The sequence below is a fragment of the Brevibacillus sp. M2.1A genome, assembly GCF_013284355.2.
Lineage (GTDB): Bacteria > Bacillota > Bacilli > Brevibacillales > Brevibacillaceae > Brevibacillus.
Genome location: NZ_JABSUY020000001.1, coordinates 3,622,840 through 3,648,796 on the forward strand (window position 1 = coordinate 3,622,840; position 25,957 = coordinate 3,648,796).

Annotated in this window: 22 protein-coding genes and 1 riboswitch; of the genes, 19 read left to right on the forward strand and 3 right to left on the reverse strand. The window is 46.9% G+C overall.

What is annotated here, in order from left to right:
* Positions 1-2: 2 nt before the first annotated feature.
* The 8 genes from HP567_RS29850 (at position 3) to HP567_RS17760 (ending at position 8,784) form a co-directional block, all read left to right on the forward strand.
* Entirely contained in the window at positions 3-125 is a 123-nt protein-coding gene (locus HP567_RS29850; protein ID WP_255675804.1) for a hypothetical protein, read from the forward strand.
* Between the two features lie 27 nt (positions 126-152).
* The gene (locus HP567_RS17730; RefSeq protein WP_173609208.1) at positions 153-1,571 is read left to right on the forward strand and encodes an MBL fold metallo-hydrolase; all 1,419 of its coding nucleotides are present in this window, start codon (positions 153-155) and stop codon (positions 1,569-1,571) included.
* A gap of 30 nt (positions 1,572-1,601) precedes the next feature.
* Positions 1,602-2,390 carry a sulfite exporter TauE/SafE family protein gene (locus HP567_RS17735; RefSeq protein ID WP_173609207.1) on the forward strand — a complete coding sequence of 263 codons (789 nt, stop codon included), beginning with the start codon at positions 1,602-1,604 and terminating at the stop codon, positions 2,388-2,390.
* A gap of 51 nt (positions 2,391-2,441) precedes the next feature.
* Positions 2,442-2,568, forward strand: a riboswitch (SAM riboswitch).
* A 149-nt stretch (positions 2,569-2,717) separates the two neighbouring features.
* The gene (locus HP567_RS17740) at positions 2,718-3,980 is read left to right on the forward strand and encodes an aminopeptidase P N-terminal domain-containing protein (RefSeq protein WP_173609206.1); all 1,263 of its coding nucleotides are present in this window, start codon (positions 2,718-2,720) and stop codon (positions 3,978-3,980) included.
* Positions 3,981-4,137: 157 nt separating this feature from the next.
* Positions 4,138-5,532: a helix-turn-helix domain-containing protein gene (locus HP567_RS17745; protein WP_173609205.1), complete on the forward strand. Its 1,395-nt coding sequence runs from the start codon at positions 4,138-4,140 to the stop codon at positions 5,530-5,532.
* Positions 5,533-5,886: 354 nt separating this feature from the next.
* Positions 5,887-6,117 (forward strand): aspartyl-phosphate phosphatase Spo0E family protein, encoded by a 231-nt coding sequence (locus HP567_RS17750; protein ID WP_173609204.1) that lies wholly within the window; start codon positions 5,887-5,889, stop codon positions 6,115-6,117.
* Positions 6,118-6,314: 197 nt separating this feature from the next.
* A complete protein-coding gene (locus HP567_RS17755) occupies positions 6,315-7,805 on the forward strand; it encodes an aminotransferase-like domain-containing protein (protein WP_173609203.1) in 1,491 nt (496 codons plus the stop codon).
* 46 nt (positions 7,806-7,851) lie between these two features.
* Positions 7,852-8,784, forward strand: coding sequence for a D-alanine--D-alanine ligase (locus HP567_RS17760; protein WP_173609202.1), 933 nt, complete (start codon positions 7,852-7,854; stop codon positions 8,782-8,784).
* A 59-nt stretch (positions 8,785-8,843) separates the two neighbouring features.
* Here HP567_RS17760 and HP567_RS17765 read toward each other — a convergent pair whose 3' ends face one another.
* Positions 8,844-9,401 (reverse strand): helix-turn-helix domain-containing protein, encoded by a 558-nt coding sequence (locus HP567_RS17765; RefSeq protein ID WP_173609201.1) that lies wholly within the window; start codon positions 9,399-9,401, stop codon positions 8,844-8,846.
* Between the two features lie 359 nt (positions 9,402-9,760).
* On the opposite strand from HP567_RS17765, the gene HP567_RS17770 reads away from it, so the two are divergent.
* From HP567_RS17770 to HP567_RS17785, 4 genes are all read left to right on the forward strand, one after another.
* Complete coding sequence (locus tag HP567_RS17770; protein ID WP_173609200.1) at positions 9,761-10,783, forward strand: MerR family transcriptional regulator; 1,023 nt, start codon at positions 9,761-9,763, stop codon at positions 10,781-10,783.
* A gap of 97 nt (positions 10,784-10,880) precedes the next feature.
* Positions 10,881-12,500, forward strand: coding sequence for an ABC transporter substrate-binding protein (locus HP567_RS17775; RefSeq protein ID WP_173609199.1), 1,620 nt, complete (start codon positions 10,881-10,883; stop codon positions 12,498-12,500).
* Positions 12,501-12,527: 27 nt separating this feature from the next.
* Positions 12,528-13,964, forward strand: coding sequence for a serine hydrolase domain-containing protein (locus HP567_RS17780; protein WP_173609198.1), 1,437 nt, complete (start codon positions 12,528-12,530; stop codon positions 13,962-13,964).
* Positions 13,961-15,046, forward strand: coding sequence for a serine hydrolase domain-containing protein (locus HP567_RS17785; protein WP_173609197.1), 1,086 nt, complete (start codon positions 13,961-13,963; stop codon positions 15,044-15,046). Before HP567_RS17780 ends, HP567_RS17785 begins: the two co-directional genes overlap by 4 nt.
* A 58-nt stretch (positions 15,047-15,104) precedes the next feature.
* Here the strand turns inward: HP567_RS17785 and HP567_RS17790 are convergent, their stop codons facing one another.
* Positions 15,105-15,287, reverse strand: a complete 183-nt coding sequence (locus HP567_RS17790; protein ID WP_173609196.1) for a response regulator transcription factor — start codon at positions 15,285-15,287, stop codon at positions 15,105-15,107.
* A gap of 3 nt (positions 15,288-15,290) precedes the next feature.
* On the reverse strand, positions 15,291-16,364 hold the full coding sequence (locus tag HP567_RS17795) for a hypothetical protein (protein WP_173609195.1): 1,074 nt from the start codon (positions 16,362-16,364) through the stop codon (positions 15,291-15,293).
* Between the two features lie 397 nt (positions 16,365-16,761).
* Between HP567_RS17795 and HP567_RS17800 the strand changes: the two genes are divergently transcribed.
* The 7 genes from HP567_RS17800 (at position 16,762) to HP567_RS17830 (ending at position 25,943) form a co-directional block, all read left to right on the forward strand.
* A complete protein-coding gene (locus tag HP567_RS17800) occupies positions 16,762-19,017 on the forward strand; it encodes an ATP-binding cassette domain-containing protein (RefSeq protein ID WP_173609194.1) in 2,256 nt (751 codons plus the stop codon).
* A 254-nt stretch (positions 19,018-19,271) separates the two neighbouring features.
* On the forward strand, positions 19,272-19,934 hold the full coding sequence (locus HP567_RS17805; protein WP_173609193.1) for a TetR/AcrR family transcriptional regulator: 663 nt from the start codon (positions 19,272-19,274) through the stop codon (positions 19,932-19,934).
* A complete protein-coding gene (locus tag HP567_RS17810) occupies positions 19,921-20,805 on the forward strand; it encodes an amidohydrolase family protein (RefSeq protein ID WP_173609192.1) in 885 nt (294 codons plus the stop codon). Before HP567_RS17805 ends, HP567_RS17810 begins: the two co-directional genes overlap by 14 nt.
* Positions 20,792-21,562, forward strand: a complete 771-nt coding sequence (locus HP567_RS17815) for an enoyl-CoA hydratase/isomerase family protein (protein WP_173609191.1) — start codon at positions 20,792-20,794, stop codon at positions 21,560-21,562. The genes HP567_RS17810 and HP567_RS17815 overlap by 14 nt, the downstream gene beginning before the upstream one ends.
* A 26-nt stretch (positions 21,563-21,588) precedes the next feature.
* Positions 21,589-23,154, forward strand: a complete 1,566-nt coding sequence (locus HP567_RS17820) for an AMP-binding protein (RefSeq protein WP_229088223.1) — start codon at positions 21,589-21,591, stop codon at positions 23,152-23,154.
* A gap of 25 nt (positions 23,155-23,179) precedes the next feature.
* The gene (locus tag HP567_RS17825; RefSeq protein WP_173609189.1) at positions 23,180-24,259 is read left to right on the forward strand and encodes a M42 family metallopeptidase; all 1,080 of its coding nucleotides are present in this window, start codon (positions 23,180-23,182) and stop codon (positions 24,257-24,259) included.
* A 40-nt stretch (positions 24,260-24,299) separates the two neighbouring features.
* The gene (locus tag HP567_RS17830; RefSeq protein ID WP_173609188.1) at positions 24,300-25,943 is read left to right on the forward strand and encodes an ABC transporter substrate-binding protein; all 1,644 of its coding nucleotides are present in this window, start codon (positions 24,300-24,302) and stop codon (positions 25,941-25,943) included.
* Positions 25,944-25,957: the final 14 nt, after the last annotated feature.

The window sequence follows — 25,957 nt, forward strand, 5'->3', positions numbered from 1 at the left end:
ATGTGTCCACGCAAGTAGAGTATGGCGTGGCTGTCTTCCAAAAAGCAAAAGTGCGAGCCGAGCGTAAAAGCGAATCTGTTTCCGTGGCGCTTCTCGAAGTTCTCGCGGAAAAATTAAACGAATAAGAGATGTTGTAAAGGGAGGAATGAACCATGTTATTGCGTTACTTTTTTGATGAGAAATTGGCCCATGCATCCTATCTGGTTGGCTGCCAAAAAACCGGGGAGGCGATTGTGATCGATCCTGCCCGTAATCTGGCTCCTTATTTTCAAGTCGCCAAAGCAGAGGGAGTTACCATTGTAGCCGCCACGGAAACCCACATTCACGCTGATTTTGTATCTGGTGCGAGGGAATTGGGGGCAGTTCACCAAGCGAAGCTGTTTTTATCCAATGAGGGCGATGAAGACTGGAAATATCAATACTTGGAGGGTTTGGACCATCAGCTTGTCCACGATGGAGATCGTTTTTTTATCGGAAACTTGCTATTTGAAGTTATGCATACGCCTGGCCATACGCCTGAGAGCATCTCCTTCCTTTTGACTGACCTTGGAGGGAATGCAGATCGCCCCATCGGGATCTTCACGGGAGATTTCGTCTTTGTCGGCGATATCGGCAGACCGGATTTGCTCGAAAAAGCGGCGGGAATGAAGGGTACGTCCGAGTCAGGTGCACGAGACATGTTCCAGTCCCTCCAAAAATTCAAGCAACTGCCGGATTATATGCAGGTATGGCCAGCTCATGGCGCAGGAAGTTCTTGCGGGAAAGCACTGGGGGCCGTGCCGTCTTCTACCGTCGGCTACGAAAAGCTCTTTAACTGGGCGATGTCACACTCTAGTGAAGAGGAATTCGTTCAGGCACTCCTTGATGGACAACCAGAGCCGCCAACGTATTTTGCAGTGATGAAACGCGTGAATAAGGAAGGCCCTGCTTTGCTCAAGGAACTCCCCGTTGTTCAAGAGTTCAACTCGCTTGAAGCGGTCAAGGAATCGGTGGAAAACGGACAGCTGATCGATACGCGTCCTTTTCAGAAATTTGCGAAGGGGCATCTGGCGGGAACTCTTCACATTCCTTTTAACAAATCATTTGCCAACTGGGCGGGCTGGATTGTCGATTACAATCGCCCGGTTCACATTCTGGCCAACCCAGATGAGCTGGACGAGATTTTGCAAGCCCTGCATTCCGTAGGGATTGATCATGTCACAGGCTATATCGACTGCGGCAAGTTAATGGAAAGGGAAGCGTCTTCGCTCGAGACAATCGAGGAGGTAACACCGCTGGAGATTGCAGACCGCGTGGAAAAAGGAGAGGTTCACGTAGTAGATGTTCGTAATTTGGCTGAGTGGAAGGAAGGACACATTCCGGATGCACAGCACATCATGCTCGGTACACTCGCCGTGCGGCTGGATGAGATTCTTCGCGAAAAGCCACTTCTCGTACAGTGCCGTTCCGGTGCCCGATCCGCTATTGGCGCCAGCATTCTGAAAGCAAACGGATTCAAAGAAGTGATGAATTTGAGCGGCGGAATATTGAAATGGCAACGAGACGGCTTGGCAGTCGTAGAACTAGGATAAAACGAAGCGAGGAGTTGCAAGGGTGAGCCTATGACTATCGACCTCGTAATCACACTGTTTGTTATCGGTTTCGCGGGATCATTTATCTCTGGTCTCGTCGGGATCGGGGGCTCCATCATCAAGTATCCGATGCTTCTGTACATTCCGCCTGCCCTTGGATTCGTTGCTTACACAGCTCACCAAGTATCCGGAATAAGTGCCGTCCAAGTATTTTTTGCCACCCTGGCTGCTGTTTGGACTCTACGCAAAGATCAGCTTATCCATTACCAGCTCGTTGTGTACATGGGAAGTGCCATTATTGTAGGGAGCTTGCTTGGAGGATATGGAGGAAAATATCTTTCAGCAGATGCCGTCAATATCGTCTACGCCATTCTGGCCACCATTGCTGTAATCTTGATGTTCCTGCCAAAAAAGCGAATGGACGAATGTGAACAGACGACCGAGATGATCTTTCATAAGCCAACAGCTGTATTATCCGCTTTGATTGTCGGAGGTGCCTCTGGAATTGTAGGGGCAGCTGGCGCTTTTATTTTGGTTCCCATCATGTTGATCATCCTTAGGATACCGATAAGAGTTGCGATTGCTTCCTCTCTTGCCATCAACTTCCTTTCTTCCATTGGATCGACCATAGGAAAATGGATGGCAGGGGATATATTGTTTTGGCCATCCGTGATCATGGTATTCGCCAGCATCTTGGCAGCGCCGCTCGGTACAAAGGTCAGCAAACGTTTGGACACCCGGATTCTCCAAACCATTCTAGCCTTGTTGATCCTAGCCACGACAATTAAGATTTGGGCCGACATTCTTGCATTTCCATAAATAATAAAGAAAAATAAAAGAATGTTCTATGAAATTACATTTCATAGAACATTCTTATCGAGAGTGGTGGAGGGACTGGCCCGATGAAACCCGGCAACCTTCGTAATCTACGGTGACAAGGAGCAGTTTGCATAAAGCAACTGCTCTTTGTTGAAACTCGTTTCCCAATTGATGAAAGTATCCTAAAATAAAGAAGAAAGGAGGATACTTTCAAACTGAAATCGGCAGAAAATTATCAGACTATACTGAACTTGAAGCGATCAAGAACGCTTTTCACAATCGATATCAATCCGTGAAGAAACTCACGAACGAAGGGGTATCAAACATATGACAAACACCATACATTCAATAGAATTCATCAAGCGCCGTCAAAAACTCGCGGAAAAAATGCCTGACCACAGCGCACTTGTCCTCTTTTCAGGGGTTGTCAAGACACGCAGCAATGACGATAAATATCTGTTTTCACCAAACCGCAACTTCTATTATCTAACGGGCATTGCGCGCAGCAACCTCATTCTCATGATCACGAAACGCGCTGGTATCGTAAACGAAACGCTATTTCTTCAGCGCCCAAATGAGCTGGAAGCGAAATGGACAGGGGCGGTCTTATCCGATCAAGAGGCGAAGGAGCAATCTGGTATTGAACACTTCGACTATCTCGATGAGTGGCTGGAGTCATTTGGAGTCTTTGTGAGGCGCTGCGAAGGCAAGTCCTCACTCTATCTTGACTTGTATCGCTATCAGTGGAGCGACGAGCTGACCCCTGCAGACAATTTTGCCGAAGACGCGCAGAAGAAATACCGGACCCTTCAAATTCACGATGCGGGCCCATGGCTGAAAGAACTGCGTATGTTGAAGAGTTCGGCCGAAATCGAAGAGATCAGACGTGCGATTACGATCACGGATGAAGCAATCCGGCGCATGTGGTCGTATGCACGTCCTGGAATCATGGAATATGAACTAGAGGCGCACTATGATTTCACGTTGAAGTCGCACGGTGTTCGCGAGCTTCCTTATTTACCCATTATTGCTAGTGGCGTCAATGCTACTATCTTGCACTATGAAGCGAATAATCAGCGTGCGGTAGATGGTGACTTGGTCCTCCTCGACCTCGGTGCAGCATCGAATTACTATGCGGCTGATATTTCGCGAACGTTTCCCGTAAATGGTCGCTTTACTGAACGACAGAAAGCGATCTATCAACTCGTGCTCGAAGCAGAAATCAAGACCATCGAAGCAGTGAAGCCTGGTGTCACACTTTCAGAACTCAATGATGTTACGAAACAGGTCCTGACAGATGGTCTGCTACGTCTCGGTCTCATCCAAGACAGCAGTGAGCTCTCCAAATACTACTATCATTCCGTGTCACATCACCTTGGACTAGATACGCACGATTTCTCAGATTACAATGTTGGCTTGCAGCCTGGTATGGTGATCACGATTGAACCAGGTCTGTACATAGAGGAAGAAGCCATTGGGATTCGGATTGAAGATAATGTGTTGGTAACAGCAGAGGGCTGTGAGATACTCTCGTCACAGATCCCGAAGGAAATCGAGGAAGTGGAAATGTTGATTGGGAAAAAGGAATAGCGAAAGCTTAATGTAACCATAACAAGCTCTGTTATGGTTACTTGCATGTGAACATCTCCTTACAAAAACTAGTAAAACGATAAAGAAATGTCTAATGCATCTTCCAAAAAAAACCATTTGATTGTAAAATAAAGTAAAACCAAAAGGGTGATCCAATATGGGGGGACTGCTAGGGACATTGCACCAGTCGCTGCGGTCAGAAATCGAACAACATCGGCGAGCGCGCGGTTATACATTAAGCAAACTAGGGGATTTAACTGGTATTAATCCGGGGACATTGAGCGAGATTCTAAATGGGAATCCACCTCGGGCTATCACAATAGGTCAATTAGATGCGCTCGCTTCGGTGTTTGGCTACGAGCCAGGCTGGATGTATGAACTATATCCCGATGAATGTTTATATGAAGGGAAAATTTCGCGCCCCCGATTGATACCTTATTTGATTCGAAGCGCTGAGAATGGGCGAAAGGATTGCATTGAAGCTGTTGCCTCCCAATTGTTGGAGAATCCAAAAAATATTTCCATCCTTTTTACTGTGGCAGAGCAATTATATGAGGAGGGAAAATTGGGAAAGGCGGTGCCATTCTATGAGTACGTAATTGAGAACGAGAAAGATAGCTACTCAACCCAGTTTGTGATGAGTCACTACCGATTATTTCAGGCAATTCTCGGGACAAATGCCGATGAAAATGAGAAGGCTGTTATTCGCTTTTCATTATATCGAAAGCGATTACCTGAAACGGATCAATTAGACGCTTTATTAAATTTGGCGAAGGTTTGTTTCACTTTGCAAAAATGGAGTGAAGCAGAAACTTACGCAGATGAGCTACGAGAGCTTTCCAAAATTATTTATCAAGATAAGCTGCAAAAACGCAGAAAAAATCGAGCGGCAGAGTTGATAAAAACAGAACGCCCACTCGTCTACTACTATGGAATGGGTTATTTATATAAAGGATTAGTCTTACAGATGCAAGGCGCTTATTCACACTCGAAAGAATATGTACAAGCATACGCCGATTTATATTGGTTTGAACTTCTGGACGATGAAGGGTTACGAATCGTTGAGCGGTTTGCTGTCTTTGCGAAAGCGAATTTTTACACACTGGAAGTATTAATGGGAAATGAAGATATCATTAAGGAATACACCGACTATCTGGCGGAGCAGCCTGATGAAATACTTCCGGGCCTCGTTACAATTATGGAAGCTGCTAATAAATATCATTTTTGTGTCGATGAGGTTTTATTACGCCTCTCTGAAGATATTGGTAGATTCCATGAACGAACATTGTTGGTTAATATGGTTCAGCACCTCCAATATCGATATCAGAAAGCAATATATGATTTTACAAAGTGGCGCATTGAAAGTGGACTCAATGAAACCCTGCACTGTTTCGTACTATCGAATTTGATGAATCGACATTATGATGCTCTGCAATGTGTACAGTTGTTTGAAAAATATCGACATCTTGCTTCTCCATCACAGATTCTCCAATATCAAGCCATTGTAATTGGAGAGAAGAAGGCTGAAGCTACATTTATAAACGAGTTGTAGGACGCTGTATCAACAATTACTAAAAAAGATGATAAGTAGAGAGGATGAAAAAGAATGAAAAATGTATTCCTGGCCCTTCTTCTAACGTTTGGGTTTAGCAGTGGCATCGTTTACGAACCACAAAAGTCTGAGGCCCAACACGTAATTAACTATCAGCATGGTGCAGATTTTTAGAAACAGTTTTTATAAGACACGAAAAAACATCCTTTCGATAGGATGTTTTTTTCTATTCAATTTTTTCTTAGTTGGTGAATTCTTGCATATTGATTTATAGTTATTAATGTCATATTTTGTAAATCATAGGAGGTGCTTAACATAAAAGGTATCGCAAGTTCATTAGAAAGGGACGTCTCTGTGCACCCAGGAACATCCCCGAAAAGCAAGGGCACGTTCTGGGGCGCGGGAATAGAAGTAAGTCGCCACCACTTGGATCTGGAAACAAGCATCGAACAACTACGACAGCAAATGATTGAATTGGCTGGAAAACATGGTCTAACAAGTGACGTAGTGTTGGGGGTAAGCCAGCAATTGGACAAGTATATAGTGATGGCGCAAAACAACCATAAAGTGGATAGCATTTGGTAAAGGATCCACGATCGGTCTATTAAAACTGATTGCAAAAGAGGAACCCTTAAGAAAAATGGGTTCTTTTTTACGTCATTTTTACCGCCGGATGGATGCTGACCGCTTCAGAGGAACCACCGAAGGATGAAAAATCCAGTGAGGTGGTTCTTTTTTTCTCTCGTCTCCCATGCCATCATTATAGACGGGGGCGATGAAGGATGTTCCAGGATTTCAAGCTTGTTGGTGACCGTCCAGTCGCGATACAAGTGAAAGAATACGTCAAACGTTTAATTATCAAAGGTGCGCTTCAGGCAGATCAAAAGCTGCCCTCCACACGAGAAATGAGCAGTCTGTTAAAAGTGAGCCGCAATTCGGTCATTGCTGCATACGAAGGCTTAGAGGATGACGGATTTACGTATGCGATTCCAGGAAAAGGCAGTTATGTTACCGCGATGGTGGGCCATTTGACTACGGATAACGAAGGAACTGACGGCTATGCCTCCTGGCAAATCGACTGGAAGGCACGAATGAACGAATATGCTGTATCTGCTGTAGAACTGGACATGATGAAGCAAGGCATACGCGGCAAAAAAGGAACCATTTCATTCACAAGCATCGCGCCGGATGAGCAGTTGTTTGACTTGGGGGATGTAAGGCGGGCGTTTTTGGATCGGATGGCAGTCGAAGGGCAGGTCTTACTCAACTACGGCTACGCCAAGGGCTACAAGCCACTGATCGATTACTTGATGCGATATATGGAGAATAAGGGCGTCGATTTAAGCGGTAAGGATATGCTGATAACAAACGGGTTTACAGAAGGTTTTGACATCGTGTTGTCGGTACTTCGTCCTTCTGCGCGCCGTGGGGCAGCCATTTGTGAAAATCCGACCCATCATACAGCGATCAAGAATTTGAAGTTGCAAGGATTTGAGATTACCGGCATTCCGATGGAGAGTGATGGTATGGATGTGGAGCAGCTTGAGGCGGTGTTGCATAAGCAGACAAACAGCTTCGATTTGGCCTATTTGACTCCTTCCTATCACAATCCGACAGGCATAGTCATGTCGCCAGCGAAGCGCAGTGCGGTTATGAAATTACTGATGCATTATCAGATTCCGGTGATCGAGGATGGATTCAACGAGGAGTTGCGCTACTCGGGAGCGCATGTTGCGCCATTAATCGCGACAGCAGGGAAGGGGAATGGTGTCATCTATATTGGTAGCTTCTCCAAGGTACTGTTCCCTGGATTGCGAGTGGGCTGGGTGCTCGGAGACAAGGCATTGATCGACAATCTGGAAAGCATTAAGCGTGCACGCACCATTCACACTTCAACCATCGATCAATCAATACTCTATCAATATTTGCTAAATGGAAACTTTGATAAATATGTCAAAAAAGCCCGTATGGAATATAAGCGCAAATATGAACTGACAAAGGCATGCTGTGAAGTATATCTCCCTGAGGCGCAGCTATCTGGGGACGGGGGCTTGCATTTGTTTCTTACCTTTCCGCAAGGCGTAAATACACGCCAACTGCTAGAAGCTTGCACAGAGCAAGGGGTCATTTTTACACCGGGGGACAAGTTTTTTATTCAAGAAGGAACAGGGACGAATACTTTGCGACTAGGTTTTTCACGAGTAACGGATGAAAATATCGAGCGGGGCATTCAGATAATCGGCAAACAGGTGCGCCGCATTCTGGAGAGATAACGATTACAAACTACACAACCATTTGGAAGAAAAATGAGGTGTCATCATGAAGATAGGCGTTATTATGGGTGGTATTTCTTCAGAGCGAGAAGTTTCGCTGAAGACTGGTCAAGAGATGATCAATCATTTGGATCGGAGTCGCTACGAGGCGGTTCCCATTGTCATTACTCAGCGAGCTGATTTAATCACGCAGGTACATCAGGCTGGCATCGATTTCGGGCTGTTGGCACTGCATGGTCAATATGGTGAGGATGGCACAGTGCAGGGAGCACTGGAGACACTTGGTATTCCCTATACAGGAAGCGGTGTCCTGGCAAGCAGCCTATGCATGAATAAACAACTGTCCAAGATGCTGTTGAAGGCAGCGGGCATTCAAACGCCTGCAGGACTTTACTGGAAGGACGTTTATGATCCACAAGCGGTGAAGCAATTGGGTTACCCGGTGATTGTGAAGCCAAACTTGGGGGGATCCAGCATAGGTGTCCAGCTCGTGCAAAATGAGAAGGAGCTGCTGTCGGCTGTTCAGGAAGCCAGTCATTTGGATCAGGGGATCTTGATTGAGCCCTATTTGAAAGGGACGGAGTTAACCTGCGCGATTCTGGATGGCGAGGTACTACCGATAATCGGCATTCGCTCCGCACATTCAGAGTGGTTCGACTACCGAGCGAAATATGAGGATGGGGGCGCGGAGGAGAAGGTGATCGAGCTTCCTCCCGTTACCCAGCAGCGTGTGCGCGAGGCTGCGCTCGCAAGCTACCAACTGCTGCAGTGCAAAGTCTATGCAAGGGTCGATATGATTTTGTGTCAGGATATACCTTACGTATTAGAAGTGAACACCTTACCGGGGATGACCGCCAACAGCCTGTTTCCAAAGAGTGCAGGTGCAGCAGGTATGACCTTTACACATTTGTTAGACCGTATTATTGCCAGCTCGCTCCACGAACGGAAACGGGAATGGGGGAACACTGTAACAGGATAACATCTATTCGAGTGATCTAACGGAAGAGAAACCCTACATGTATGGGGTTTCTCTTTGTTTCATTGACTGGAGTAGTGAATGACTACGGAACATTTTACAATACGATCTCCGTTGTTTCGATAAATGTGGGGCCTGTCTGCTTTAAAAATAAGAGTATCCTCTGACTCAACTACGTAAACTTGTTCATTGACGACAACCTCTAGCGTGCCTTCATTTACGAGAATAAACTCCTCAACGCCAGTAGTATGCGGTTCTGCTATACGCTCGCATCCTGGTTCAAGGGTTACTGAAAAGATCTCAAACTGCTGTTCGGGATTATATGGGACTAGTGGATACACACGATATTGACCGTTATTTTCAATAATGGGGTTTACTTCCTTCTTTTTTATGATCGTGACATTCGGCTTGTATTGACTAACGAGTGAAGAAAAGGACAAGCGCAACCCACTAGCTATTTTCCAAAGGGTAGTGATGGTTGGAGCAGACTTGCCTCTCTCAATTTGTCCGAGCATCGTTTTGCTAACCCCTGTTATTTCAGAAGTTTTATCCAAGCTCAAGTTTCTTTCTTTTCGGATACGCTTTATATTCTCACCAATATTTGTGTGAAACTCTTCCATAAATACCCTCCATAGAATTCGGACGTTATATTCCACGTATGTACGCTATATTCTGCAATTAATCTGTATATAGCTCGGACCAGACACTATATAGTCCAAAATATACGAAAAGAGGTGCTATGTCTATGGAGAACAAGATCTTTCAAGGATCACGGAAAATTCCGATGGAAATGTTGCTGCTGTGTTAACGATTAATCATTCAGGTCTGAGCTATTAAAGCACAGATCCCTATGAATAATTCCAACCGTCCGATCTTGTTTACGAAATCAGGTGTCAAGAACCACCGGGCTTTTTCATATTGCCTCTTGAATCTCAAGTGACATGAGGTTTTATAATTGGCTAAAGGGGGGTGTTATAACGTGCACGCAAAGGCGAGGAACAGATTAGACACCACACAAAATCAACAGAACGATCTAACAACAAAGGAAGTGAAGTTCTCCATAGGACAAGTGGCGAAAATGACAGGATCTTCTGTACCCACTGTTCGGTATTATGATGAGATTGGCCTGCTTTCACCTGCTGAGATAACTCCTGGAGGTCATCGTATGTATACAGCAGAGGAAATATGGCGGTTAAAACTGATCCTAACCCTGCGCTATTTAAACTTTGGAATTGATGATATTAAGAGAATGTTAGCTGGGGATATCCCTGTTGATATGGCGATAGAATGGCAAATCGAAGCTTTGGACATCCAAATGCGTACACTTGCCAGCATGAAGACTATTTTGGAACAAACAAAGCAGAGTAAGGATGGCAATGATTCTTTGAGCTATATGCACGAGCTAATTGAATCGATTTCCGCAAATGCATTGGAACGAGAAAAGTTTATTTTGGAAAAAATGTTTTCGTCCGTTTTTCCTGAACAATTTCCGGTTGAATGGCGAGAGATATTTTTACTAGGGGTTAACGTCTCTTCGTTGCTGGAAGGCAATCTTTCGGCGGCGCAAACGGCTGCATTAGATGAGTTGGAGGCAATGTTGAATGATCCACAGATTGTCCGGGAAATGAAGCATAATGTTATGTCCTTCCTGGAAGTAGTTCACCTGCCTAAAATCAGTGTGGAGATGTGGACTGCCAGAATGCTTAAAAACCATAAACAGCTGTTGAAAGCTGCGGAGCAACATGCAACTCCAGATAGTCCTGTCGTACAGGCGAATATTCAAGAGTATGTGTTGCTGTTTGCGGATGTTGACGAACTCCCTGTCTCGCAATCATTTTTCCGTCGATTTGCTGAATGGTTGCTTTCAAGCCAAACCGAAAATCTCGAGCGCTTTAGAAGAATTTGTATAATCCTGTACCCAGGTCTGCAATCGTATATGAAAACAAATGAATTATTCTACCAAGGAGTACAGTGGAAGCTTCAACAACTGGATAACGAGTAAAAGTACTCTTTGTTACAGCTTGCGAAGGAGGTGAAATCATCTGTCATCATCGGAAGTTCTTTCAAATAGAAAAGGGCGGGAGGTGGCATGCTGGCACATGAAAAAAAACAACCGAAAAACGTACAATGTCTTTATAGGGGGATTTGTCACGCTATGCCTGTTCCTGGTGGTTGGTTGCAGCACGCAAACAATTGTTCCAACCTGGCAACAGGAGAGTGCCAAACCAAAATCGGGCGGAACCATTACAGTAGCGTACCCTTATGAACCGGATACATTAGATGCTCACATGTCTGCTGGATCAGCTGGGGTCTATACCTGGTTGCTCGGTGGATCTCTGCTCTATAAGGATCCTGCATCAAACGAATACAAGCCCTCTCTAGCTAGTGACTTTAAAATTTCTGAGGATGGCAAAACGTGGACCTTCACCATTCGTTCCGGGATTACCTTTCACGATGGGACACCGCTGACCGCAAAAAGTTTTAAGGAAACCTTCGATCGTGCACTTAATCCGCAGACAAAAGCAAAAACAGCCGCTGAGGTAATGGCTCCAATAAAAAGTGTGAAAGCGCCAGACGATCAGACCCTCGTTCTGGAACTACATGAACCCAATACTGCCTTCCTCGATTCGCTAGGGAATTATATTACACAGCCGTTATCATTGAAAGCGATTGAAAACGCTGGGGAGGATTATGGCAGGAGTCCTGTGGGAGTAGGGCCGTGGAAGTTTGAGAGTTGGAATACGGGCGAAGCTGTCACCTATATTAGAAATGAAGCTTTTCAGTGGGGAGAACCATATTATGAAAATCAAGGTCCTCCAAGAGCCGACAAGCTTGTCATAAAAGCGATTGCTGACAGCCAACTCAGATTGTCAGCGCTAGAGAGTGGTGCTATCGATGTAGCAACGGAAATACCTGTGAAAGACGCGATTTATTATCGGAATAATTCGAAATATCAAGTGATAGAACGCTTGCGTCCAGGACTGGGCTTATTGATGGAGATGAATTTGAAGAGACCACCGTTTGAAGATATTCAGGTGCGTAAAGCATTTCATATGCTCGTCAATAAAGAAGCCATTGTCCAGGCTGTTACGAAGGGAGAAGGCGAAGTAGCCCATACGCCATTATCTCCATCGACGCTAGGGTATGACAAATCCTTAGAAAAGTACGGGTACGCGTATAATGTGAGCGAAGCCAAGAAATTGTTGGACGATGCTGGTTGGAAAGTAAATGGAAGTGGTGTGAGAGAAAAGGACGGAAAAACACTGAGTCTGAATTTACTCAGTACCGCAGATTTTGACAAAGAAGCCCAATTGCTCCAAGCCATGCTGGGAGAGGCTGGTATCAACATAAAGATACAGAATCTGGAAATAGCAGGGTACATGCAGGAAGTCATCAAAGGAAATTTTGATGTAACGTTGATATCGGGCGTCTATGATGATCCTGATATTTTATACTTTTATTTCCATTCCAGCGGTGCCTACAACCTGTCTGGTGTAAAAGACGACAAGCTGGACGCCCTCCTTTTGAAAGGGCGGACAACCTTACAGACTCATGCCAGAAAGCAAGTGTATATGGATGTACAAAAGCATCTCATTGAGCAAGCGTACGTTGTCCCTCTTTATTACGATAAGGCCTATACTGTCATAAATTCTCGAGTAAAAGGAGTAAAGTGGACATCTGTCATGCCGACATATAATGACAGCTGGGTCGAGAACTAACTACATGCCAACAAAGGAGAGAAGCGCATGCAACATAACGGATGGATTGATTCTTTTGAAAAATATGCCCAAAATTTGATAACCAAAAGTCAGGTTCCTGGTGTTTGTATGGGATTAGCAAAGGATGGTCAAACCTTCTATAGTAACGGATTTGGCTTCCGTGATGTGGAACGGCAGTTACGAGTTACAATCGATACGGTTTTTGGTATCGGATCGATAACAAAATCCTTTACTTGTGTGGCAGTCATGCAATTACAAGAGGCGGGTAAGTTATCCGTACATGACCCTGTTGTCAAATACTTGCCGGAATTCCGTCTGAAAAATCTTGATGTGGGGCAAATCACGATTCATCATTTTATGACGAATACGAGTGGAATTCCCCCCTTGCCCACATTTTTGGCAAGTGTGATGCGAAGCTTGGAAGCGAACGAGGTAGAAGACCTTCCATTGATGCAAAACCAGGCAGATGAAACGGTCCCAATCGATACGTACGAAGACCTGATGAGTGTAATCTCTACTTTAGATTTAGAGCTGCTAGGGCCACCAGGCACGGAGTTCAGTTATTCCAATGACTGCTTCGCCTTGCTGGGAGCGATCATTGAACGCGTCAGCGGGAAGTCGTATGAGGCTTATGTCAAGGAGCATATCATCGATCCAATCGGGATGGAGCACACGAGCTTTTTTCTGGAAGAGCTAAATGGCTATGAGAATATTACAAAGCTGTATATCATGCGAGACAGAGGCGATTACAAGGAAGTGCTCTCATCTCCGAACTGGTGGGATTCTCCCGCTTCTCGGGCGGCAGGATTTATAAAATCAACCGTGCGGGATATGTTGAAATATACGGACATGTTCTGCAAAGGTGGGCTTACCGCACGGGGCAATCGTATCCTGACGCCGGAAAGTGTACAACAAATGATAACCCCTTACTTTCCAACTGACTTGGTACCTGGTCAATTTTACGGATATGGCTTGGTCATAACAACTGACTACTATGGAAAAACATTAGTGGAGCATAGTGGTGGTATTAAAGGGGTTACGGCTCAGATGTGCTTTTTTCCCGAAACAGGACTGGCCGGAGTGGCACTGTCCAATCTAGAATTGTCGCCGGTTCTGGCGGTTATGGTGGGTGCGCTAAACAGTCTGGAAAACCGCCCTCCTGAATCCTCTCATCTGGTTAGCAAGATTGATTTCCTAACTGAGGAAGCAATGAATCAATTCGTGGGGGATTATCATTCTAGTGAGTTTGGGACATTGCCGGTCCGATTGGAAAATGGTCAGCTAATGCTCTCTTTTTTGGGAGAAAACTACGTAATGAAGCCGTTTTCTGAAGATCTCTTTGTAGTCCGGGCTTTTGGTACAGATTTCGCGGCACGGTTTATCAGAGCTGAAAAGAATAAGATTGTTCGAATGGCTTTTTCGGGGAGACAATTTACAAAAACGAGTGGGGGAAACGAAAAATGACACTGGGAGCCAACGTAAGTGATGCAAGATGCCGCCAGCTTGATGAGCTTTTTTCTGCGATTGCTGAACAAAATAATTGGAGCGGCAACATCTTGATTTTGGAAGAAGGAAAACCTTTTTATCAAAATTCCATAGGAATGGCCAATCTGGAAACGGCCGAGAGATTGTCACCGCATTCTGTATTTGAGCTTGCATCCGTTTCCAAGGCGTTTACAGCAATGGGCATCATGATCTTGCAAGAGCAAGGGAAGCTCGACTATACAGATACAGTGAACAGCTTCTTCCCAGATTTCCCTTATGACGATATTACCGTAGAGAACCTACTTGTGCACACATCCGGTTTGCCAGATTACATGGATTTATTTGCAGAACATTGGGACAAATCGAAAATCGCGACGAATCAAGACATCCTCGAACAGCTAATCAAGCATCGACCCACCGTATTGTTTCCACCCAATGAAAAGTATGAGTATAGTAATACTGGCTATGCATTATTGGCTTCTATCGTAGAACACGTAGCTGGTACACGATTTGCCGATTTCTTGCAGCAACACATTTTTCAACCACTAGATATGCAGCACACGAAAGTGTACAACCGAAGACATTCTCCTGAGTTGATCCAGCATTACGCCTACGGTTACTTGTATTCTGCTCCATCTGAAGCACTAGTGTTACCGGATGAATCAAGTGAGCAGGATTTTGTCATTTATCTGGATGGCATTCAGGGAGACGGCGCGGTCAGTTCAACACTGGATGACTTGCGTAAGTGGGACAGAGCTCTCTACACAGAAAAGCTGGTCAAAAAAGCAACACTAGAGAGAGCGTTTTCCCCAGTGCAGCTTAGTGACAACAGTCTATCTCATTATGGGTATGGCTGGCGGCTACGTGAAGATCAGGTGACAGGAAAAGTCGTGCATCACGGCGGAAGCTGGCCGGGGTATAGAAGCTGGCTAAGACGTTACATTCAAAAAGATAAAACGATTATTTATCTCACAAACGTGGACCAGGAACGGGAGTGGACAGAAAAAGTAGTAGAGGCAGTCGAGAATATTTTATTCGAACAACCGTATGTCATGCCGTAACCATTGTTAGGTACATAAAAAAGAGGAGCCGCCATCTACGGTTCCTCTTTTTTTCGATTTACACAAGCATTTTTTTCACCAGTTGTGTCCGGTTGCTGACATCCATCTTTTCAAAAATGGATTTCAAATGCTTTTTTACCGTTACTTCGCTCAAATACAAGCGGGCAGCGATTTCGGCGTTCGTTAATCCCTCCAGAACAAGAGCGGCTACTTCCCTTTCTCGTACCGTCAGTATGCTCATGTTCTACGAGGTAACCATGCCCTGTGAAGCTGGTAGAGCAGGAGATGGAACCGCTTCTTCTTCCAAATGCAAATCCGCATCCAATCCCGATCGTTTGAGCAGCTTTTGCAAGTAAGCGGGGAGATGCTCGCCTTGCGTATCACGAAAAAATACGAGTGTGGGTGTTACTCCATCGTAGTTGGTGTGGGTGGCAAATTCAGCAATATCAAATCCCAAACTTTCATGGGCGGCTTTGAAAAAGGGAAATGGTGCAGGTGAACACAACAAAAACTCCCCAGTGAACATCAACCCATGCAGCAAATGGCCAATGGCAGTGTGTTGGGAAACATCCTCGTAATCGTCTTGATGAATCGTGTGAATGAACCAGCCTGCTCGTGCGTGTTCTGGCACGGAGAACCGTTCTAGGTCTTGTTTGGATAGCGCAGTAAAATAGGAACGGGAGCCGGAATGTTCCATCAGATAAGGAAGAGTTTTTTCATTGATGGGAACAACTGCGGCAAGTGCCGAGATCGCTCCGTTTTCATTGCGCAGAACGCGAAGTACGTCATACCCGAGAGAGAATAGTCGGTCATGATCAAGCCAATTCAATGGGTACAAGGTTTGCTCCGCTGTCAGGTGAAAATCAAAATGGCGGTTTGTATGCGGATCAAACAGTTTGATTGTTTTAGGGGAGGGACAGAGTCGCTGGTTGCGGATATACTCCAGCAGTTCTTCCCGATGACCAATGTGGATCGATTCGAATGGTTGGGGTAATGGATCGAACCAATTTAAAAAAGCGCGAATGAGTGCGTCACCTAAAAAGAAGGTTAGCTCCAATGCCTCTGGAGTGCGGACCGAATGGGCTGACTTGGTGAACTTCTCATAATAGTAGTAAACGGACCGCTTTTGCAAATCTGCAAAATGAAGCGGAGTGCGTGCCCGCATGTCCTGGGCGATTGCTTCTCTCATCAAGGAATGAATCGTCCAGCCGCTGTCCACTTTCCGTACAAACGAAAATCGGATCAATTGGAAAAACTCGGACGCCGTAATTTCCCTTTTCAATAAAAAAGACAGATTATCCTGATTGAAGTGACGCAATACGGCAGCAGCTTCGACGAGCGGACGCAGTATCTTTTTCGCTGATCCGAATTTTGATCCGGAGCATGCGGCGCTGACCGATGATCCCTATGTATTCGGCATCAATTTGGATCTGACACCCCAAGACCTGATCACAGCCGAGCGACTCGTCTCCTGCACAGAAGCTGGGTGCACAGGCTTGGATTTCGAGATTTGCAAACGTGCCTCCATCGGTCATCCTAATCAAAAGGGAGCCCAGGCGTACGCGAACGCAATTTTGCCTCTTCTGTAATCAAGCAAAGAAACATGGGATGATTGACAATGAAAAGCTGTTGGAGGAACTGATGTTCCCTAACAGCTTTTTCATGGTACAATGTAAATATAAGTAAAACTGAATACTATCGGAAGGATGATGGGCATGAGCGAGTCTAATCAGGAGTATATCGTAATCTCGGGTGCGAGGGAAAACAATCTCAAGAACGTCTCCTTACGTATTCCCAAGCGGAAGATTACGATCTTCACCGGTGTATCTGGGTCCGGCAAGTCGTCGATCGTCTTCGATACGATCGCTGCAGAATCCACACGATTGCTGAATGAAAACTTCAGCATGTTCGTTCGCAATTTCCTGCCGCGCTATCCGCAGCCGGATACGGACGCGATCGAGAACCTGAGCATGGCAGTTATCGTGGACCAGAAGCGGTTGGGCGGCGGTTCCCATTCCACGATGGGCACGATTACCGATATTTCTCCCATTCTCCGTCTTCTCTTCTCCCGAGTAGGAAAGCCCTATGTTGGACAAGCGCACATGTTCTCTTTTAACGATCCACAAGGTATGTGTCCCGAATGCAACGGGATCGGTCGCAAATTAGGCGTCGACCTCAGCAAGGCAGTAGACATGTCCAAGTCGTTGAATGAAGGGGCAATCATGCTGCCGGACTATAAAGTGGACAGCTGGGATTGGACGATCATCGTGCAGTCGGGTTCGTTCGATCCAGACAAGAAGCTGAGCGATTATTCGGAAGTGGAACTGGAGCAACTGCTCTATGGCAAGGCGAGAAAAGTGAAGATGGATTTCGCAGGGAAGGCAACGAATATTACAGTGGAAGGCGTTATTGAGAAGTTCACCAACAAATACATTAAGCAGGATGTAAAGACGAAGTCTGAGCGTACACAAAAAGCTGTTGCGCCGTTCATCTCTGAGGGTCCCTGCCCAAGCTGCCTCGGAGCAAGACTCAGTCAAGCCGCGCTAAACTGCAAAATCAACGGACTTAATATTGCGGAGATGTCCTCCATGGAGGTCGGTCGGCTTATCCGCGTCATTCAAGAGATTGACGATTCAGTTGCTGCACCGATGGTCAAATCGCTGACGGAGCGGTTGCAGCATTTGGTCGATATCGGACTGGACTACTTGACGCTGGACCGTGAGACGGATACATTGTCCGGCGGCGAGTCACAGCGCGTCAAGATGGTGAAGCACCTGAGCGGCAGTCTGGTGGATGTCACTTACATTTTCGATGAGCCCAGTGTTGGCCTGCACCCGCGTGATGTGCATAGACTAAACGAATTGCTTCAGAAGCTGCGCGACAAGGGCAATACCGTCATTGTCGTCGAGCATGATCCTGATGTAATCAAGGTGGCAGATCATATCGTCGACGTCGGTCCTCACGCCGGCAGCCACGGCGGTACCATCGTGTATGAAGGAAACTTCCAAGGTCTGCTAGAGTCAGGGACTCTGACTGGTACCCATATGAATCGGCCGCTCCAATTAAAGCAAGATTCCAGGAAAGCGACTGGCAAGCTGACCATCGAAAACGCCACACTTCACAACCTGCAAAATGTTAATGTTGATATTCCAACAGGAGTTCTGACGGTCGTTACCGGTGTCGCGGGCTCCGGCAAGAGTACGCTGATTAACGAAGTATTCCTCGCCAAGCATCCAGATGCGATCGTCATCGACCAATCGGCGGTAGGCGTGTCAACGCGCTCGAATCCCGCGACCTACACAGGGATTATGGATGATGTGCGAAAGGCGTTTGCTTCCGCGAACAAGGTCAACCAAGGTTTGTTCAGCTTCAACTCCAAGGGTGCTTGCGAGAACTGCCAAGGACTGGGTGTTGTGTATACAGACCTTGCATTCCTTGAAAGCGTAAAGTTGCCGTGCGAAGTATGTGGAGGTAGACGGTTCAAGGAAGAGGTGCTCGCGTACAAACTGAACGGCAAGTCAATTGCAGAAGTACTGGAGATGACCGTGGAGCAGGCATTGGAATTTTTTGAGCTAAAAGAGGTTGTGCGCAAGCTCCAGGCGATGAGTGATGTAGGGTTGAACTATATTACACTCGGCCAGCCGCTCAGCACGCTCTCGGGCGGGGAATGTCAGCGCATCAAGCTGGCAAGCGAGCTGCACAAGAAGGGCAGCATCTATGTGATGGACGAGCCGACGACTGGGCTGCATATGTCCGATATCGGTCACCTTCTGGAGATCATGAACCGCCTCGTGGATGCAGGCAATACGGTAATCGTCATCGAACACAACCTCGATGTGATCAGCCAAGCGGATTGGATTATCGATATGGGGCCGGACGGAGGCAGCAACGGCGGTCAGGTGGTCTTCGAGGGCACACCTCCGCAGATCATCCATGCGGAGCAATCGATCACGGGTAGATACTTGAAGTAATGAAACATAACGAAATCAGATCTCCTCATGGGAAACCGGAGGAGATTTTTGTTATGTCAAAATAAATATCAGAAAATAAAAAATAATCTTGACATTAAATCGGGTGATTAGTAAAGTGGTGATTACAAACAGCCTATCGATCGATCGATCGACTAACCTCAAAAAGCAAATGATGGTACCTGGTACCGCCACAAGTAACTGGACATGAGGGACTCTCTTTTCCTGCAATCATCGGTAGAAAGGAGCGCGCTTTTTTGACAAAAGAAAAAATATTTCAAGCAGCATTACGGCTATTCGCAAGAAAAGGTTTTGAAGCAACCAGCATACGTGATATCGCCCTAGAAGCAGAGGTAACCTCCTCCACCCTTTATCATTACATGAAGACAAAAGAGGATCTGCTCGTTGCCATCATGCAAGAAGGGTTACTGACCCTTCTTGGGAATGCAAAGGAAGTACTCGCTGAGCTTGAAGCGCCCGAACAGCAATTGGCAGCATTTGTACAGCTTCATGTTACCAGCCATGCCATTGACAAGCTAACAGCGCTAGTAGTAGATACCGAATTCCGTGCGCTGACAGGAAATACGCGCGAAGAAATTGCCAAGTTGCGCAGTGAATATGAGCTGCTCTGGCAGCGTATTTTAACGGGCGGATTAGAGGAGGGCGTATTTACGATAGAAAATACCAAGCTTGCCGTCCTGGCTTTGCTTCAAATGTGCACGGGTGTCGCCCATTGGTACTCGCCCGATGGCCCAAATTCATTGGAAGAAATCAGCTTGAATTTTTCAGATATGGCGCTTGCACTCGTTCAGGCAAAGCGAAACGGCCAGCAACTGACTGTCGCCGATTTGGATCTACCTGAACCCGCTCGTTTTTTTATGAAACCATGGCTGGGGGCTACTGCGGATGAACATTCTTGATGCCCGTGTCCGCTTGCCACAGCAGTTCCGTGAGGCGAGCCTAGGTGAAATGCGAAATGAGTACGTCGCGCAATATGATGCGGTGTTACAAGTAAGATCGACTATCGCGAAAACGCTCGACGATTTGATTCAAGAAATGAAGGAATCAGGAGTAGACCACGCCATTATGCACGCAGAATACGAATTCGGCGAGGATGGGGATGCGCTGAATGAAGCATTGGCAAAAGTCATATCCGCTCACACCAGGCTCTTCTCAGGATTCGGTACAATTTCAATGGAGCATTTTAGACCGATGCGCGCTGTCCAACAAGTGAGCCGCATCAAAGAACTGGGCTTTCTGGGAGTAAACATCCAGCCTGCATTTTTTGAGATGCCGATCGATGATCGCAAATTATATCCCGTATACGCAAAGGCTGCCGAGTTAGGCTTAGCAGTTGCTATTCATACCGGAATTAATTATTCGATGATTCATCCCATCCGTAATGAACACCCGCTGTTGCTGGATCAAGTCGCCTGTGATTTTCCGGAATTAACATTGATTGCGTGTCATGGGGGATGGCCCTGGGTGCCCGAAATGGTTGCCGTAGCGCGCAAGCACCCCAATGTTCTGATGGATTTGGGCGGGCTTTCTCCAAAGTATTTGGGAGTGCAAGGAGCAGGGTGGGAAATGATGTACAGGTTAGCTAACAACCTCTTGCAAGATCAAATCCTCTTTGCAACAGACTGGCCTGTATTTCCTCTGGAACGCGCGATTGCAGAATGGAAGGAATTAAGCATAAAGCCCGAGGTGCTGGAGAAGGTGCTCGGTTCGAATGCAAAAGCATTGATTTCCAAAATAAAGGCGGAGGTAAAAAAGGATGACAACACGTAAGGCGGTGGTAGAGTGTGAGATCCATCAAGAGGTAGGCTGGATTCACCTGAATCGCCCCGAGCGGTTAAATGCGGTGATTCCACAATTGGTAGAGGAGCTGTATGGATCGCTCGACAAGTTGGAACGGAAAGGAGTAAGGGCAGCAATACTGGCTGGCCGCGGGAATGCTTTTTGTGCAGGACATGATTTGCGGCATGAAGAAAAGCCTGCAAATGAGGCTGAGCTTCGCCTTAATTTACAGAAGATTCAGGATATAACCCGAAAAATCCAGCGTGTTCCTTTCCCGGTGATCGCTGCGGTCCATGGTTATGCATTAGGAGCAGGGTGTGAGTTTGCGCTCGGATGCGATTTGATCATCGCCGCTCAAGATGCCGAATTCGGCTTTCCCGAAGTGAGTGTGGGACTTAGTGTTACCGGAGGGATTTCGCATATCCTTCCCATCACGATCGGACTGGTCCGGGCGAAAGAATTGCTGTTTTCGGGCGAAAGGTTTGGTGCATCGCAAGCACTGCAGTTAGGACTCGTCAACAAGGTAGTGGATCATAAAGTGTTAGCTGAAGAAGCTGACAAGTGGGCGAAACGGTTAGCAGAGCTCCCGCAAGTAGCGCTTGCAAAAGCCAAATTTGCGCTAAATCGCGGGGCACAATGCGATCTGGAGGCAGCTTTTGAATTGGAGATCGAGCATGCGCTGGCAACCGTGCAAACGATTGAATCCAAGCAGGCGGCTGAAGGGTTCCGAAAAAAAGGATCGGTTTAGAGAAGGAGGGCTGAAACCTTTTGGACGTGCAAGAAATCAAGTCTTTGACGGCACGGGCGGCCAAACGATGGGGAGAAAAAATCGGGCTTGTCTTTGATGAATGGAATGAACAACTGTCATTTAAGGAGATAGAAGACCGTTCCAACCAAATCGCCAACATGCTCCAAGTGCTGGGCGTTGGCTATGGGGATCGGGTAGCCGTCATGCTGAGGAACCAGCCGGAATTCCCGCTTACCTGGCTGGCGTTGGCAAAACTAGGCGCGAATATCGTGCCGATAAATATAAATTACAAAGAGTACGATGCACAGTATATCCTCCACCACTCCGAAGCAATCGTTATCGTCACTTCACAGGAGTTTTTATCCCTGCTACAGAAGATCAGACCTTCCTTACAAACCCTCCAAACAATCCTCTCAGTAGACCAATCAGACGATCCCAACGTTGTCGATTTCAGAGCAATGTGTGAGACAGCGCCCACGACTCCAACAGCGCTTACCGTTTTTCCTGAAACTTTAGTCAACATCCAGTATACATCCGGCACGACAGGCTTCCCCAAAGGGTGTATGCTCTCACATGAATATTGGCTCACCATAGCAAACAAGATGGTCGAGCAGCATCCCCATTTGACCCATTCAGATGTACTGTTAACGGCGCAGCCCTTTTACTATATGGACCCGCAGTGGAATTTGCTGGGGGCAATCGCTGTAGGGGCAAAGCTTGTGGTTCTCGATCGATTTCATCCCTCTACATTTTGGCAGAAAGTACGGCAATATGGCGTTACTTTTTTCTACTGTCTGGGAATCATGCCCACGCTCATGGTCAAAGCACCACGCTCACCATTTGACAGGGAAAATAACGTTCGCACCATCCTTTGCTCGGCCATTCCCCCGCATCTTCACCGCGAATTGGAAGAGCGATGGGGCGCGCCATGGTATGAGGTTTTTGGCATGACAGAGACAGGCGGAGATATTTCGGTTAAACCACAAGATCATGACCGATTGCTCGGAACAGGCTGCATCGGAAAACCGGATAAAGACCGGACTGTCCGCATTGTTGATACTCAAAATCGCCCCGTTTCGAGGGGGGAGGTTGGCGAGCTCCTCCTGCGGGGCTTGGGGATGATGGATGGCTACTATAAAGATCCTGATGCGACTTGCGCTGCCTTTCAGGGCGGCTGGTTCCACACCGGAGATTTGGTGCGAATGGACGAAGACGGATACATCTATTATGTCGGCAGAAAAAAGGAGATGATTCGCCGGAGTGGGGAAAATATTTCGGCTACTGAGGTTGAGGAAGTCATGAAAATGCATCCGGCTGTGCAATATGCCGCCTGCCTTCCATTGAAGGACGAAATACGCGGGGAAGAAATCAAGGCATACGTGGTAGTGAAAGCGGGCCAAACGGTGTCTCCTCATGAATTGATCTCTCATTGCACCGAGCATCTTGCTTACTACAAGGTTCCACGATATTGGGAATACCGTAGTGAATTGCCTCGTACCCCATCTGAGCGTATAGCCAAGCATGTACTGGCGAACGAAAAAGCAGATCTTCGCATCGGTTCCTATGATCGAATGGATGATACATGGAGATAACCTGCAAATGGAGAGGAAGATATGAATGAATAGTTGGGTAAAGGTACTGAAAGAGCTGACAGAGGCTTCCGGCGTTCCCGGACAAGAACAGGAAGTGCGAGAATTAATACGCATGCACTTGGAACCGCTTACAGAAAAAGTGTTCACAGATAATCTGGGAAGCATAATCGGGCAGAAAACAGGCTTGGCCAATGGACCGAAAATCATGATGATGGGCCATATGGATGAAGTGGGGTTCATGGTAACGCGTGTGATGAAGGATGGATTCATCGCCTTTCAGCCGCTTGGTGGCTGGTGGTCGCAGGTGATGCTGGCACAGCGCGTGAACATTAAAACACGCAAAGGGGATATTGTCGGCGTAATCGGGTCAAAACCGCCGCATCTGCTGTCTTCGGAAGAACGAAAGAAAGTGGTTGAAATCGAGCGGATGTACATCGATATCGGAGCATCCAGCGAAGAACAGGCAAAGGAGCTGGGAATTCGCCCGGGTGATCCAATTGTACCGATCTGCCCTTTCACGGTGATGGCAAATGACAAGATGTATATGGCAAAAGCGCTCGATAATCGCGGCGGTTGTCTGACAGCCATTGAAGTGATGAAACAGTTGCAAGAAACGGATCATCCCAACATCGTATTTAGCGGCGCTACAGCACAAGAAGAAGTGGGATGCCGCGGCGCATTCACAAGCACGTATATGGTGCAGCCGGATCTATTCATTGCATTGGAGACGGGGATAACGTTTGACACGCCAGGAAGCGCCGACTCTCCTAATTTGCCTAATATCAAGTGCGGTGGCGGGCCTACGATTGGTCTATTCGACGGCTCGCTCGTGCCCAATCGGAAGTTGCGGGATCTGTTATTTGATACGGCGGAAGAGGAAGGCATCCCGTATCAATATGGTGCTATTGCAGGTGCGGGTACGGACGCAGGAGCAGCTCATATGGTTGGCAAAGGGGCTCCATCCATCGTCATTGCAATCCCTGCGCGTTATATCCACAGTCACGCTTCGATTCTCCATCATGATGATGTGGAAAATACGGTCAAATTGCTGACGGCTCTCGTCAAAAAGCTGGATCAAAAAACGGTTGATTGGCTCAAATCGTAGGGGGCGAGGATATTTCCGAAACAAGGGAGTGGTGTCATTCATGTGGATAAGAAAGCGGAAAATCGCCACGTTTGTGAGCATTGTCCTTTCCTGTTTCGTACTGCTGGCAATCGTGTCCGGCTGCGATGCACTTGCAACGAAACAAGGTACGGATGTAGGAAATAAAGATGCCAGTATATCCGAGAAAAAGGGCGGAACGATCACCGTCGCGATCGGCAGTGAACCAGATACACTCGATGTCCACAAATCGACAGCGTTAAGCACGGAGGGGGTCGCACTCAATCTAGGGGGGGCTCTCCTTTACAGAGATCCCCAAACAAATGAGGTTAATCCCCATCTGGCGGAATCGTACTCCATTTCGGAAGATGGGAAGACATGGACATTTCAGATTCGCAAAGGCGTTACCTTTCATGATGGGACGCTGCTTACTGCACAGGCGTACAAGCGAACGTTTGAGCGGGCCATGTCTCCGGAAATCGCTCCGAAAGGCGTAGGGATGGTTCTTGGCATCATCAAATCGATTAAAACACCAGATGATCGGACCCTTATTTTGGAGTTGAATGAACCGTCTGCCACACTCCTCACCTATTTTACTTCCGCGAGCTGGATGCAGCCACTCTCGGTGGAAGCTGTGCAAAAGTTTGGGGATCAATACGGAAGGAATCCGGTCGGTGTCGGTCCATGGAAGATGGAGGGCTGGAAATCAGGAGATTCAATCACGCTGATTCAGAATGATGCGTATCGCTGGGCAACGCCCTTCTTTAAAAATCAAGGACCACCGAGGCCGGACAAATTAGTTCTGAAATTGATTCGAAATCCGCAAACGACTGTCGCTGCTTTGGAAAGCGGAACCATCGACATCGCTGATCTGCCTGCGAAAGACGCGAAGAAATTCAAGAACAACGATCATTTTACCGTACTGGAGCAGACAAAGCGCGGTTTGGGGCTGTTTGTCGAGCTGAACTTGAAAAACGAAATTTTACAAGATAAAAACGTACGCAAAGCGTTGCAAATGGCAGTAAAGAAAGAGGCTATCGTGCAGTCGCATTTGCAAGGCGAAGGAATTGTTGCAGATGGTCCGCTGCCAGCAAATTTGTTCGGATACGATCAATCCATTGCCCAATATGCATACAAATACAACCCCGAGGAAGCGATGAAGCTCCTGGAAGAAGCCGGATGGAAACTGAATCCACAAGGGATAAGGGAGAAAGCAGGAAAACCGCTTCATCTCGAATTGTTGAGTATGGAAGCATGGTCTCAACCTGCCCAGTTGATGCAAGGAATGTTCAAAGCAATTGGGGTAGACGTGAAAATCATTACTCTGGAAGGCAGCGCAGTCGACCAGTTAACTGCTGCCGGCACATTTGACTTGGCGCTGGATGGATACGTCGCTGATGACCCTGATATCTTGTTTCCGTTCATGCATTCAAGTCAGATCGGTGGGATGAATCGTTCAGCTATCCATGACAAAACGATCGATTCCTTACTGGAAAAGGGACAGGTGACGATGAAGAGCGACGATAGAGCGAAAATCTATGAAGATCTTCAGAAGCGCGCTGTAGAGGAGGCGTTTTGGATTCCCATTTACACGGAAAAACGGTTTGTCGTGGTAAACAACCGTGTTCAGGGATTGATGCTTGATCCATCCGGACTGAAATGGTATCAGGACGTGTGGGTTAAGTAAGCGGAGAAACAAAA